Annotated in this window: 13 protein-coding genes; all 13 read left to right on the forward strand. The window is 51.3% G+C overall.

The window, feature by feature from the left end:
- A partial coding sequence (locus tag KF749_17765; GenBank protein ID MBX2993002.1) for a TonB-dependent receptor occupies positions 1–1,679 on the forward strand: 1,679 nt, incomplete at its 5' end.
- 137 nt (positions 1,680–1,816) lie between these two features.
- On the forward strand, positions 1,817–3,514 hold the full coding sequence (locus tag KF749_17770; GenBank protein ID MBX2993003.1) for a T9SS type A sorting domain-containing protein: 1,698 nt from the start codon (positions 1,817–1,819) through the stop codon (positions 3,512–3,514).
- 9 nt (positions 3,515–3,523) lie between these two features.
- A complete protein-coding gene (locus KF749_17775; GenBank protein ID MBX2993004.1) occupies positions 3,524–4,795 on the forward strand; it encodes a pectin esterase in 1,272 nt (423 codons plus the stop codon).
- Between the two features lie 20 nt (positions 4,796–4,815).
- Positions 4,816–6,288 (forward strand): glucuronate isomerase, encoded by a 1,473-nt coding sequence (gene uxaC, locus KF749_17780; GenBank protein ID MBX2993005.1) that lies wholly within the window; start codon positions 4,816–4,818, stop codon positions 6,286–6,288.
- Entirely contained in the window at positions 6,285–7,037 is a 753-nt protein-coding gene (kduD, locus tag KF749_17785; GenBank protein MBX2993006.1) for a 2-dehydro-3-deoxy-D-gluconate 5-dehydrogenase KduD, read from the forward strand. Before uxaC ends, kduD begins: the two co-directional genes overlap by 4 nt.
- A 23-nt stretch (positions 7,038–7,060) precedes the next feature.
- Complete coding sequence (gene kduI, locus KF749_17790; GenBank protein MBX2993007.1) at positions 7,061–7,894, forward strand: 5-dehydro-4-deoxy-D-glucuronate isomerase; 834 nt, start codon at positions 7,061–7,063, stop codon at positions 7,892–7,894.
- Between the two features lie 31 nt (positions 7,895–7,925).
- Positions 7,926–9,203, forward strand: coding sequence for a hypothetical protein (locus KF749_17795; protein ID MBX2993008.1), 1,278 nt, complete (start codon positions 7,926–7,928; stop codon positions 9,201–9,203).
- Positions 9,196–10,179, forward strand: coding sequence for a TRAP transporter substrate-binding protein (locus tag KF749_17800; protein ID MBX2993009.1), 984 nt, complete (start codon positions 9,196–9,198; stop codon positions 10,177–10,179). Before KF749_17795 ends, KF749_17800 begins: the two co-directional genes overlap by 8 nt.
- Positions 10,176–10,667, forward strand: a complete 492-nt coding sequence (locus KF749_17805) for a TRAP transporter small permease (protein ID MBX2993010.1) — start codon at positions 10,176–10,178, stop codon at positions 10,665–10,667. Before KF749_17800 ends, KF749_17805 begins: the two co-directional genes overlap by 4 nt.
- Position 10,668: 1 nt before the next feature.
- A complete protein-coding gene (locus KF749_17810; GenBank protein ID MBX2993011.1) occupies positions 10,669–11,967 on the forward strand; it encodes a TRAP transporter large permease in 1,299 nt (432 codons plus the stop codon).
- Between the two features lie 30 nt (positions 11,968–11,997).
- Positions 11,998–12,807 carry an SDR family oxidoreductase gene (locus KF749_17815; protein MBX2993012.1) on the forward strand — a complete coding sequence of 270 codons (810 nt, stop codon included), beginning with the start codon at positions 11,998–12,000 and terminating at the stop codon, positions 12,805–12,807.
- Positions 12,807–14,066 carry a DUF2088 domain-containing protein gene (locus KF749_17820; GenBank protein ID MBX2993013.1) on the forward strand — a complete coding sequence of 420 codons (1,260 nt, stop codon included), beginning with the start codon at positions 12,807–12,809 and terminating at the stop codon, positions 14,064–14,066. Before KF749_17815 ends, KF749_17820 begins: the two co-directional genes overlap by 1 nt.
- 28 nt (positions 14,067–14,094) lie before the next feature.
- The coding region (locus KF749_17825) for a DUF4861 family protein (GenBank protein ID MBX2993014.1) at positions 14,095–14,842 on the forward strand (748 nt) is incomplete at its 3' end.

Here is a 14,842-nt window from a genome sequence, read left to right on the forward strand (position 1 = left end):
ACGGTCCGCCCGAAGCATTCATCCCGCTCGCCTACAACAACTTCCCGAAATCCCAATTGGATACTGCATACTTTCGATCCGAGAAGAACACTGATCGGGAGAAAACGGGTTTTCTCGACGTTGCACAGCCATACACGTTCGGTGACCTGCTCGCCGGCGAGTTGAAGCTTGGCGGAAAATACCGCTATCGCAATCGGTACAAGGCGTCGGATGAACTGATGGCACCTTATTACCTCAACTATTTCCAGGATTATGTTCGTAACCCTGACGGCAGTATAACACGAAAGGACTTCTCCGGAACAGGATTTGCCAACTTGCAGATGGTTGGGCGCCTTGTGCTGTTCACGAATTTTCTGCACGAGAGCCCGATTCAACGGGGTCTCTACGACAAATACAGCTTGAATCCTCTGATCGACCGTAACGCTCTTCGTCAATGGTATGAGCTGAACAAAAACGGTGTCAGTCTCAGCGGCGGAGTAAGAGAGTACAACCCGAACCCCGAAGCGCAGGCAGACTTCTACGATATAGTCGAGCGGGTTTCGTCGGCATACATCATGAATACATTCAACTTCGGTTCCTTCGCGACATTGATTGCCGGAGCACGGGTTGAAAGTGAAAACAATGACTATCTCGCCAAGTATGTCAACACCTCATTGGGAGGGTTCCCGACGACAGGCCGGTTGCTCGACTCGACGGCGTATTTCAAAGAAACGATTTGGCTCCCGAACGCTCATCTTACTGTCAGACCGACGGATTTCATGAGCATGAGACTTGCCGCCTACCGCGCCATCGCCAGGCCGGATTTCAATACCCGGCTACTGAAGCTGATTTCTCGCAAAACCAATCCGCGTAACATCCTTGTTATCGGAAACCCGAACCTCAAGAACGCAAAGGCATGGAACTTCGAGGTCAACACCTCTTTCTACAGCAACACCATTGGTTTGTTTTCGATCTCGGCATTCTACCGCGATATCAAGGACATGTTCCACACCATTTCGGATATCCGAGGCGAGTACCGTCCAGACTCTGTCCGCTCCGTATTGGATACACTCGGGATCAAATGGCGACCGCCGGGATTTCAGCCGAGAGAACCGTTCAGCCTCACATACGCCGTGAACAGTTCACAACCCACAAAAGTCTGGGGTTTTGAGATTGAACATCAGGCGAATCTGAGTTTTCTCCCCGGCCTGCTCTCGAATCTTGTTTTGAGTTACAACTTCTCGATTGTTCGCTCCGAAACGTTTCTCCTGTCCACACGCGAAGACACATTCTATGTTCAGTTGCTTCCTCCACCCTTCCCGCCGTTGGCTCGAACGTATACCGTTATGCTGGAGCGGAAGGGAAAACTCGAAGGTCAACCCGATTTCTTCGGCAACATAGCTTTGGGATACGACATTGGCGGATTCTCCGGAAGAGTTTCGCTCTTCTTCCAAGGCGAATACGCACGATCCTATTCGGCAACGAGAGAATCTGATCCTGTTGTACAGAAATTCACCCGATGGGATCTTTCACTCAAACAGAAGATTACAGAGAATTTCTCGGTCTTTCTCAATCTGAACAATTTTACAAGCGTTTTGGAGGATGTTCAGAGGGCAAACAATCTCGATGGCTGGCAAACACTCAGCTCGAGTCAGAAATACGGGCTGACCGGCGACTTGGGCGTTCGACTTGAGTTGTGATGGGGGCAGATAACCAAATACTCACATTAACTAAAGGAGGAGACCAATGCAGAGGGTCTTTGGGATTTTTCCATAAGGAATTTGCAGGCCGTACCACAACAATAATCCACCAAACCAATACATAAGAGGAGGTAACTATGCGTACAATACAAATTGCCTTGTTGTTTGTCGTTGTAGGGCTCATGCTCCTTCCCATGGTTTCGAGTGCACAGAACATTGTTCGCATTCCACCGTTCAGCGGAACGAACTACCTGAACACCGTCATCATGGGGGACACGCTTCCGAACGGGCAACGCAGGGATACAAACGCAGTCTATGTTCTCCAACGCGGAGGATTGTATCTCTCCAACGGCGTTATTCTGAACATCGGTTGGAAGCTGCGTCTACAGACACACGACACAACTGCCGGGGTGAGCAATCCTGCTGTGTTCTTGTATAACCCGGGTGCAAATCCACCGGGCCAGTTCGTCAATATGCGTGGCGACGTCACAATAAAGAGCCTCATCATTTCGGGGTATCTGGAAGCGGATCCGACCGAACTGACAAAGCTGCAAGGGGCTCTATTCAACACAACAGCAGCCGGACTCAACTTGACGATGGACAGTTGCATACTGACAAATACAAACGGCAATCATATCCGCACAGATCAGGCGCCAAGAACACTCAGAATTACCAACACGATTTTTGGTAACATGGGATATCTCGGCAGGTCGAACCTCGGTGCCGGGAAAGGCCTTGACGTTCGGGGAGGTTCTGTTGATTCGTTGATCATTATGAACTGCACATTTGTGAATTGGCAGGATCGCGTTGTTCGCCACTTCGCCAGCACGGCGAATATCAACTACATGCGGTTTGAACACAATACGCTCGTGAACGGTATGTCGTATCACGGATTGCTGTCCTTGGGAAGAGTCGGTCGTCGCATGATCATTCGGGACAACCTGTTGATTGACCCATTCGGAGCAGGAAACGACACCGATGCAGTTCGTCAGGCTGAGTTTACTGATTCCGGCGAGCTTGATGCGTTCGGCTTCCCGCGTATGACATGGATCTTCTCCAATCCCAACGATTCGACGAGTTGGCTTATCAAGAACAACTATTATCGTGTCACCCCGGTTGGACAGGCGTTCTATGATTCAGCGTCTATTCTTCCGATCATCGCAAATCCACCTCTGACTGTCGGATCGCCACTGTCCTATCACATCAACAGCAGAATTGGAGCAGACTCGACAACTGCATTCAGAACAACGGATGTGGCATTGCTGAATGTTCCAAGGCAGATGGATGCTCTGATGAAGTGGTACCGAAGGCCGGAAGCGATGGGCGGTGCAAACAAGACGAAGGCCACAGGTAATTGGGCAGCGCCGTATGATTATGACCGGAGGAGCTATCAATACTGGAGGGATACCCTGAATGCATCCTACTCGACGGGACATGCGATGTATACGGCCGGCACATGCGGCTACCCGGTCGGTTCACTTATGTGGTTCCCGACCCGCTATGCGGCGTGGTTGACCGACCCCTGCGTGAATACAACACTGCCGGTGAAGGACGGCGATCCGGGCGTTCCGACCGCGTTTGAGTTGGAACAAAATTACCCCAACCCGTTCAACCCAGCGACGAAAATTGCCTTCAGCCTGACAAGGTCCGGTTTTACATCGCTGACGGTGTACAACGTACTGGGTCAAAAGGTCGCGACTCCCATGTCGCAAAATATGGAGGCCGGAAGACATGAAGTTGAGTTCAACGCTTCCGATTTGACAAGCGGTGTGTATTTCTATCGCCTCGAATCGGGCAACAACTCAGCCGTCAAGAAATTAATGCTGCTGAAGTAAGGAACTGTGTTGAAATTCCACTCAACATATCTTGCAGTAACGCTTATGCTGGCGGCCTTGTGCGCAGTTGCACAGGGCCGCGAGCGGGCGAATCTCATTGTCGCCGTAAACGGACAGGGTGATTTCAGGTCGATTCAGGAAGCACTCGACTCGGTTCCGGCCGGGAATGGCCGGCCTGTAATCATCCTCGTCCGCAACGGTGTGTATAACGAGAAGGTGTTTATTCAAAAGAGTCATATCACGCTGGTGGGGGAGAACCGCGACAGCACACGCATCGTGCTTGATGTATTGCGGGAAGAGTGGCACAAACACAGTAATGGAAGCGATTGGGGTGCAGGAGTCGTCAACATCGACACGGCAGTCACGGATATTACGTTTGCGAATCTGACAATCTATAACAACTACGGCTGGAAACACGGCGTGTTCAACAAGCATCAGTTTGCGATTCGCGGGGCCGGAACCCGTATCATGTTGCTTCACTGCACGGTTGTTTCCGACGGGGGAGATGCAGTAAGCCTTTGGAACAAGCAGAACGGCATGTACTATCATGCAGACTGTTTCTTTGAAGGGTGGGTGGACTTTGTTTGTCCCCGCGGCTGGTGTTACATCACAAACTCGAGATTTTTCGGGCACAACAAGAGTGCCTCACTCTGGCACGACGGAAGCGGCAACAGAAATCAGAAATTTGTCATAACAGATTCGTATTTTGACGGCGTCCCCGGTTTTCCGCTCGGCAGGCATCACCGCGACGGTCAGTTCTATCTTCTGAACTGTACGTTTTCATCAAACATGGCAAACAGGCCTATCTACCTTCCGGTGGAATCACCTAATGCGCGCGAGTGGGTATGGGGGCAACGTCATTACTATTACGGCTGCAAACGTGAAGGGGGGGATTTTGCCTGGTTTACCGACAATCTTGATAAAGCCGAAAATTCCCCTGAACCAGCAGGCATCACGGCACAGTGGGCATTTGACGGGCAATGGGATCCTGAAAGCAATATGCCATCTGTGCTGCCGTTTGCCTATCTTCCTACGCCAAAACGAAAGGCAAAAGAGATTGATAAGAAGAATATCAGGCTCACGTGGGTTCCCGGTCGGAATGCGATTTCCCACAAAGTATCCTTCGGAACTTCAACGGAACCACAGTTTCGAGCGCGAACAGCAGCGGCAGCTTTTCAGCCGGGACGGCTCTCCGCGCGAACGACATACTACTGGCGTGTGGACACGGTAACCGAAGAGGGAGATATTCCCGGTGAACTCTGGTCGTTCACAACCAACTGACATGCAATAGCAGAATAGCAATGGAATTCATTCACGACAATTTTCTTCTCGAAACCGAGCAGGCTGTAAGGCTGTATCACGATTTTGCGGCTTCACTGCCGATCATAGACTATCATTGCCATCTTTCGCCGAGAGATATTGCGGAAAACAAGCGGTTTGAGAATCTGACGCAAATCTGGCTCTACGGCGACCACTACAAGTGGCGGGCGATGCGCACGTGCGGCGTTGATGAGCGGTTCATCACCGGCAATGCCTCCGATTGGGAGAAGTTTGAACAATGGGCTGCCATTGTTCCCAAGACGTTGCGCAACCCGTTGTTTCATTGGACACATCTCGAACTCAAGCGTCCGTTCGGCATCAGCGACCGTCTTTTGAACTCCTCGACCGCAAAGAGTATTTGGGAAGAATGCAACGCGAAACTTGCGCTCCCCGGGTTCACGACACGCGGTATTCAGCAACAGATGAATGTCGAAATCATCTGCACAACCGACGACCCGGTTGACAGTCTCGATTATCACAAAATTCTCGCGGCGGATGCATCGTTTCCCGTCAAGGTCTATCCTGCATTCCGTCCGGATAAGGCGATGGCATTTGAAAACGTATCTGCTTTTCTCGTCTATCTTTCCCAACTCGAAGAGGCTGCCGATCGGGAAGTGATTACATTCAAGGATTTCCTTGCCGCTCTTCGGAATCGGCACGACTATTTTCATGCGCACGGCGCACGCGTTTCGGATCATGGTTTGGAAACCATCTATGCGGAAGAGTACAGTGAAACTGAAATTCAGGTTCTCTTTGCGAAAGTGTTGCAAGGAAAGCCTCTCGCCCCTTCCGAAGTTGTGAAACTGAAGTCGGCCGTGCTATACGAATGTGCCCTTATGGATTGCGAGAAGGGCTGGGTTCAACAGTTTCATCTCGGCGCGTTGCGGAATACGAACTCCCGCATGGCGCGTACTCTCGGCCCTGATACAGGATTTGACTCTATCGGCGACTTCACAATAGCACAACCGATGGCGAAATTTCTAAACAGACTCGACGACGGAAACACACTGGCAAAAACAATTCTCTACAATCTCAATCCGCGAGACAACGAGCTATTTGCCACGATGATTGGAAATTTTCAGGACGGATCGGTGGCAGGCAAGATCCAATTCGGTTCGGCGTGGTGGTTTCTCGATCAAATGGATGGGATGACGAAACAGATCGACGCCCTCTCGAATATGGGCCTTTTGAGTCAATTCATCGGGATGCTGACGGATTCGCGCAGCTTCCTGTCATATCCGCGACACGAGTATTTCCGTCGCCTGCTCTGCAACATCCTCGGCGCGGAAATGAAAAGCGGACTTCTTCCGAATGACATCCAACTCATCGGCAGTATGGTGCAGGATATCAGCTACAATAATGCGAAACGCTACTTTCCGTTTGCCAAATTCACGACAGCCAATGGAGCTCATGCGACGAAAAAACCGGAAACAAAGGAGGCGGCACTTTCATGACGAGCTTTGATCTCAAGCGTCGCAGCGCAATTGTTACGGGAGCAAGCACGGGCTTAGGGAACGGGATTGCACGAGCCCTTGCCGCGGCAGGAGCCGACATTCTGATGGTTGACCGGACGCCGCGGGAAGCCGGCATAGATGAGATAAATGAAAAGGGAGTTCGAACGGTATCTCTTCTGGCAGATTTATCCCGAAAAGAATCGATTGATGAGATTGTTGCGACGGCAATCCGTGAATTTGGCAAGATTGACATACTGGTGAACAACGCCGGCATCATCCGCAGGGCCCCGGCAATTGATTTCAGCGAAACGGATTGGGAGGACGTCATGAACATCAATGCCAAGGCGGTGTTCTTTCTCGCTCAAGCGGCAGCGCGGGATATGATGAAGAGGAAGTATGGAAAGATCATCAATATTGCCTCGCTCTTGTCGTTTCAAGGCGGAATTATTGTTCCCTCGTATGCAGCGAGCAAAGGAGCAGTTGCGCAAGTAACGAAGGCTCTCGCCAACGAATGGGCACAACACGGAATCACCGTCAACGCAATTGCGCCCGGTTACATGGCAACGAACAATACGAAGGCCCTGCGTGAGGATCCTGTCCGCTCAAAGGCAATTCTCGACAGAATCCCCGCCGGACGTTGGGGTACGCCCGAAGATCTGCAAGGAGCGGCAGTATTTCTCGCATCTCCCGCTTCGGATTATGTGAACGGCCACGTGTTGGTTGTTGATGGCGGTTGGTTGGCCCGATGAAGTTTTGCTAAGAGGAAATAAGAATGGAAATACGACATTTGCCGAATCAAGATGCATATCAAAGGATGACAACGGAGGAACTTCGTCGTTCTTTTGTTGCCGATCAGCTCTTCGCAAGCGGTACAATAACGACAATCTATACTGATGCTGACCGGGCGATAATCGGGGGCACTGTTCCTACTGTTCAACCGGTGCAGTTACTTGCAACAAAGAAGGAACTTGCGGCAGAGTACTTTACCGAGCGGCGTGAGATTGGCGTCGTGAACATCGGCGGGGAGGGAGTTGTTCGAATTGACGATACGCGCCATACACTCATGCTGAAAGATATGCTCTACATTGGCCGCGGAATAAAGCAGATTGAGTTCTCAAGCGTGAACGCGAAGGAGCCCGCTGCGTTCTTCTTCATATCTTTCCCTGCTCATGCTGCATACCCGACAACCATGATCCGGGCTGCATCCGCAGAGAAAGTCAATCTCGGATCACCGGAACAGGCCAACAAGCGAACGATTGCCAAGTACATTCATCCCGGCGGAGCGAAGAGCTGCCAACTGGTGATGGGACTGACCGATCTCGAACCGGGAAGCGTGTGGAACACAATGCCTCCGCATACCCATTTGCGACGGATGGAAGTATATCTCTATTTCGGGCTCGACCCGGATTCACTTGTAGTTCATCTGATGGGTCAACCCGATCACTCGCGCAGCGTGATTCTCAGAAACCGGCAGGCGGTCATCTCCCCCGTCTGGTCAATTCACTGCGGAGCGGGGACTCGCAATTATTCCTTCATCTGGGCAATGGGGGGAGAGAATCAGGAGTTCACCGACATGGATCCGGTCGGTATGCGGGAATTGCTCTGACGTTTCAACACTTTGACAAGAAAGCACATTTATGAACATAGAAAAATATTCACTTGGTGTCGGCGATAGATTCGGGTTTGAAGGCGCTGCTCAGTTAAGAGCGTTGCAGAAGGCGCAGGCGTTCGGCATCAACATTGTTCCGGTGTGGAACAAATCGAATCGAGAACACAATATCATCGGCACCGTTCCCGAAGATACGCGCAACGCTGCGGATGCAGCCGTGAAAGCATGCAACTGGAAATCATCCTATTACGTGGATGCCGATCATATCGGGCTCGCAACAGTTGACCGGTTCATTCCTTCCTGCAACTTCTTCACGATCGATGTCGCCGACTATATCGGAAATCAGACACGTTCGGAAAACGTTTCGGAGTTCGTGAAGGATTTGACACGATTTGTCGGGACACTTGAAATTCCCGGTATCAAACAACCTGCCGCAGTCACAGCCGACGCTGTGATGGATATTGCACGCAAATATCTCTATGCCGTTGAAGAAGCGGGAAAAGTGTACCGCCACATTGCGGAACGGAAAGGTGCCGACAATTTTGTCGCCGAGGTGTCGTTCGACGAAGCGAATCACCCTCAGACTCCGGCCGAGTTGTTTTTCATTCTTGCGGCAATTGCCCGCGAAGGAATCCGGATTCAGACTATAGCTCCAAAATTCTCAGGTGCATTTCTGAAGGGAATTGACTATGTCGGCAATGTAGGGTGTTTTGCACAGGAGTTCGAGGATGATCTTGCCGTTGTGGCGCATGCTGTCAACGTATTTCACCTTCCCTCCAATCTGAAACTCAGCGTGCATTCGGGCAGCGACAAGTTCTCGCTGTACCCGGTTATGTACAACGCGATGAAGAAATTCAACAGCGGCATTCACCTGAAAACAGCAGGCACGACCTGGCTCGAAGAACTCATCGGCCTTGCGGCTTCGGGCGGAGATGGATTGAAAGCCGCGAAGGAGATCTATGTGGAGGCAATGAAACGATACGACGAATTATGCAAGCCGTATCTCCCGGTGATTGACATCAAGAAGGAAATGCTGCCCTCTCCGCAGCACGTTGCCTCGTGGAGTGCGGATGAATTCGTAGCGGCCTTGCAGCACAACCAGTCCGCGCAGGCATACAACCTGTACCTCAGGCAACTTCTGCATGTCAGTTTCAAAGTTGCTGCCGAGATGAACGGAAGATTCGTATCATTGCTCGCAGAATGCAGGACGGCAATTGAATCGAATGTCACCTACAATCTGTTCTCACGGCATATCGAGCCGTTGTTTTTGGGACGTTCTAGTTCTAATGGCGGCTCTCATGACTAATGCTTTGACACGAGTCGGTATTGTCGTTCTTTCGTTCATCTGTTTTGCGTCGTGTCGTGAAGCGGATGACGTTCAAGTTCTGAAGCTTGCGCACGGGCTTGACCGGACTCACCCTGTTCATGTTTCAATGGAATACATGGCCAAGCTTGTGTCCGAACGTTCAAGCGGAAAGATGAAAATCGATATCTATCCAAGCGGCCAACTCGGCACGGAGCGCGAGTGCATCGAACTCGTCCAAATCGGGAGTCTTGCCATGACGAAGGTGTCGTCGAGTGTCATGGAGGGATTCGCCCCGGCGTTCAAAGTGTACAGCCTGCCGTATCTGTTTCGCGATGAGGAACATCGCTTCATGGTTCTTGACGGCGAAATAGGCCAACGTTTGTTGACTGAAACCGAGCGTTTTCGGGTGAGGGGGCTTGTCTATCTCGATGCAGGAAGCAGAAGCTTTTACATGAAAGACAAGCCCATTATGACGCCGGACGATCTTGGAGGTAAAAAGATTCGCGTCCAGGAAAGCACGACATCCATCAGAATGATTCAAGCCCTGGGCGGTTCGGCAACGCCGATTGCATGGGGCGAGCTCTACACTGCGTTGCAGCAAGGAGTGGTTGACGGAGCGGAGAATAATCCCCCCAGCTTCTATCTATCACGTCACTACGAAGTATGCAAGTATTACAGTTTGAACGAACACACCGCCGTCCCTGACGTGATTATTATCAGTACGGTGGTATGGAATTCACTTGCAAAGGAAGAACAGGAATTACTTCAAAAAGCAGCACACGACGCCGAGGAATTACAGAAGAAAATCTGGAAAGAAGCATCTGATGACGCATTGCAGAAGGTGAAGGAGGCGGGTGTGCAGGTGTCGTATCCCGACCGCTCGGTGTTTGCCGACAAGGTTGCGCCCATGTACGAGCAATACAAAAGCGACCCGCAAGTGTATGAACTTCTCCAACAGATCAAGAACCTCAAATGAAACTCTCGCTTCTCCGATCTAAAGTTGACAAGATAGTGGAGTGGTCACTTATCGTCATTGTCGCCGTCATGACGCTCAATGTGTTGTGGCAGGTATTTACGCGGTTTGTGCTTCAAACACCGAGCTCGTACACTGAAGAGTTGGCGCGCTACCTTCTCGTCTGGCTCGGTTTGCTGGGTGGCGCATATGCCGTCGGCAGAAAAGCTCACCTTGCCATTGATCTTCTCCCGATGATGATGAAGGGGAAAAACAAGTTGATTCTGGAACTTGTCATACAAGTGTTTGTCCTGCTGTTTGCTGCCACGGTTATTTTGTGGGGAGGGATTGAACTTGTCGGCTTGACGCTGACCCTTCAACAAGTTTCTGCCGCGTTGCAAGTGAAGCTCGGCTACGTGTATCTCGTTCTGCCGGTCAGCGGCGCGTTGATGATCTTCTACTCCATATCGTTCATCGCGGAGAATATCGGCCAACTCCGGGGGGATGGGTGATATGGAATGGACTGAAGTTATTGTTCTCGTTGTCTCTTTTGCAACGTTGATGGTGTTGGGTGTGCCGATTTCATTCTGCATAGGCATTGCCACAATTGCCACGATGCTCATTACCATTCAGGCAGCCCCTTCGGTAACGACGGTGGCGCAACGGATGGCCACGGGTTTGGACAGCTTTGCTCTGCTCGCAATTCCGTTCTTCATTCTCTCCGGCCAGTTGATGAACAGAGGCGGCATAGCGCGGCGGTTGATTGATCTTGCGAAAGTTCTTGTTGGAATGTTGCCGGGTGGGTTGGCGTTCGTAAATATCCTCGCCTCAATGCTGTTTGGCTCGATCTCCGGCTCGGCTGTCGCGGCGGCGTCCGCAATCGGCGGCTTCATGACGCCGCTAATGGACAAGGAAGGGTACGACCGGGGCTACAGTGCAGCAGTGAACATCTCGTCAGCTACAACAGGGATGCTCATTCCGCCGAGCAACATTCTCATCGTGTATTCGCTGGCAAGCGGCGGCGTTTCGATTGCAGCCCTGTTTCTTGCGGGATATTTGCCGGGCATTCTGATGGGGCTCGCGATCATGATTGTTGCCGCTTCCATCGCGGTTGTCCGAAAGTATCCCGTCGGGTCGGCGTTTCGTCTCGGCGAATCCGTGAAACGTTTCTTCGATGCAATACCGAGTCTGCTCCTGATCATTATCGTAATGGGTGGAATCATTGCCGGATACTTCACGGCAACGGAGGCTTCGGCGGTGGCGGTCCTCTATACATTCATACTCTCCGTTCTGATTTATCGTGAGGTGAAGTTCAAGGAACTGCCGCAAGTCCTGCTTGATACAGCATTGACAACCGCGGTGGTAATGTTGCTGATCGGAACATCAATGGGCATGTCGTGGATTCTGGCCTATACGAACATCCCGCAAACAGTCAGCGCAGCGCTCATTGCACTGACGGAGAACAAGTTTCTGATTCTTCTGATCATCAACTTCATTCTGCTGTTTGTTGGCGCGTTCATGGATATGACGCCGGCCGTATTGATCTTCACGCCGATTTTTCTGCCGGTGGCAATCGGACTCGGCATCGACCCGATTCATTTCGGCATTATGATGGTGATGAATCTCTGTATCGGCTTGTGTACGCCGCCGGTGGGAAGTGTTCTTTTTGTCGGGTGCGGCATAGCCAATGTGAGTATCTCCCAAGTAATTCGTCCGCTGCTGCCGATGTTCCTGGCAATGATCGGCGCATTGATGTTTGTGACATACATTCCGGAGATTACAATGTTTCTTCCAAAGTTTTTCGGCTACTAAAAAAAACATCCATCAGGAAACGTATTTCATATGAATGAGTTGTCGGGACAGACCGTTGTTATTACCGGAGGAACCGGCGTGCTGGGCAAAGCGATGGTGTATGCGATTGCAGGCGCCGGAGCCAACATAGTGCTGCTCAGCCGTGATCACGCCCGCGCCGAAGCAGTGATTGTCGGACTGAAAACCGAACCGGCCCGCAGTGCGGCGTTCGCCGCCGACGTGATGAACAAACAAGAATTGCAGAAAGCCGCCGATGAAATTCTCGCACGCTTCGGGCGCATTGATTGCCTGATCAACGGCGCAGGAGGGAACAGCCCGAAAGCAACAACAGGACCCGACAAGTCTTTTTTTCAATTGGATGAAGAGGGGATTCGATTTGTTACGGATCTCAATTTGCTGGGCACAATTCTGCCGAGTCAAGTGTTTGGTGAAATCATGGCACGGCAGAAGCAGGGGACAATTCTCAACATTTCTTCAATGAGTGCCTTTAGTCCGCTTACGCGTGTTGCGGGATATTCGGCCGCGAAAGCCGCGGTAAGCAATTTCACACAATGGCTTGCGGTGCACATGGCGCAGGAATATTCTCCGGCAATTCGTGTAAACGCAGTTGCGCCGGGGTTCTTTCTCACAGAACAAAACAGGTTCCTTCTTACGGACAAGGAGACCGGAGTTTTGACTCCAAGGGGTCAGAAAATACTTGACCATACACCGATGGGAAAATTCGGCAAGCCGGAAGATCTTGTCGGCGCAGTGTTGTGGCTGCTTTCCCCTTCATCGTCTTTTGTAACGGGGATTGTCGTTCCCGTTGATGGCGGATTCTCGGCATATAGTGGTGTGTAATGGAAAAGGTGTACGGAACAGGATCAATGGAGCGGGCGCTTTTGCCTGACGAAGTGAAGCAGATTTGTACTGCAACGATCGAAGGGCTTCCGCTTGATGGCAAACGCGTGCTGGTGTTGATTCCCGACTACACTCGCCATGCGCCAATCAATACGTTCTTTACGATTCTGACCGACCTTCTCTATCGCCGGGTGAAAGCGATGGATTTCCTCGTTGCAACCGGCACGCATGCTCCGATGCCCATCGAGCGGATTTACGAGCTTGTGGGAATTACGGAAGCTGATCACCTGAACCGCTTCCGCAGTATCCACTTCTTCAACCACGAGCATGCAAACCCGGATGCGTTGACAACGTTGGGCTCGCTTCCTGCGCATGAAGTGTCGGCATTGACGAACGGCCTGTTCAGTCAGGAGTTGCATATCTCCGTCAATCGCAAAGCTGTCGAGTACGATCATATCATTATCGTCTCGCCTGTTGTGCCTCACGAAGCGATGGGGTTTGCCGGAGGAAACAAGTACTTCTTCCCCGGCATCGGCGGACTTGATGTGATTGAAACATTTCACTGGTTGGCCGCAGTGATTACCAACCCGGTTGTGAACGGAATGAAAGACACGCCAACACGCCGCGTCATCGATCGGGCGGTTGAATTTCTTCCGACACCCCGGACATGTCTAGCATTCGCCGTCAATAATCATCATGAGATTGCCTGTTTGTTCGGCGGAGAGCCGAAAGCGGCGTGGTCGAATGCGGCGGACTACTCCGCGCAGCTTCACATCACATACAAAGAGAGGCCGTACAAACGTATTCTCGGCATTACTCCTCCTATCTATGATGACATCTGGGTGGCGGGGAAAGCAATGTACAAACTTGAACCCGTTGCCGCAGACGGTGCCGAGTTGATCATCTACGGGCCGCACATCAAAGAAATTTCGTTCACTCACGGGAATGAAATCCGACGCATCGGGTATCACGTGCGGGACTATTTTACAGAACAATGGGATCGCTTCGCCCGTGAGCCGAAGTTGATTCTTGCACATTCGACAAATGTGAAGGGCATTGGCGGATTTGCCAACGGCGTTGAAGAACCGCGCATCAATGTTACGCTGGCGACATCCATTCCTGAAGAAGTCTGTAAAGAAGTCAATCTTGGATATCGCGACCCCCGGACCTTCAATCTCGACGAGTGGCGCAGAGATACCGATGATGATCTGCTCGTCGTCGAAGAAGCGGGGCAAGTTCTTCACAGACTTCGAAATTGAAAAGATTACTATGCAGCAGGGAGATATAATGATGAAGATGAGGATGTGTCTTATGATACTTGGTGGATTGTTTGTATTTGTTACTGCAGGATTAGCACAAACTCTCACGGTAACAGTTCAAAATCCATCACACTTTGAACGGAAAAGTGAGATAATTGCTATTTCTCTGGAACAAATTGCGGCGAAATTGCCTGCAACAGAATCCGAGAAGCTTGTTGTGAAGGAAAGTAAAGACGGCAAAGTTCTCGTCTCCCAGGTGTGTGAAGACGAGTTACTCTTTCAATCAGATTTCCGTTCGCGTGAGCAAAAGAGCTTTGACATCCAACAATCTCAAGACATTCCGGCAACACCGCACTCCTTGGTCGACGGGAAATTTATGCTGCCACGTGAGGACTATGCGTGGGAGAATGATCGTATTGCATTCCGCATGTACGGCCCGCCCCTTGCCAACGATGTCAACAACGGCATCGACGTTTGGACAAAGCGTGTACGCTACTTGATTGTTCAGAAATGGTACAAGGAAAGCGAGGGTGCCCCGCCCGGCAAGGACACATACCATGAAGATCGCGGCGAAGGAGCCGATTTTTTTTCCGTCGGCAAGACGCTTGGCGGCGGAAGCTCGGGAATCTGGTTTAACGGAAAGCTCCATCAGCCCGGCGTGTTCTCCTCGCAACGCACGGTTGCCAACGGGCCGATTCGTGTTGTGTTTGAACTGACATACGACAGTTGGGATGTTGCGGACAGAAGATTCCGTGAAGTGAAGCGCATCTCGTTGG

It is taken from the genome of Bacteroidota bacterium, assembly GCA_019637975.1.
Taxonomy (GTDB): Bacteria; Bacteroidota; Ignavibacteria; order UBA10030; family UBA6906; genus CAADGV01.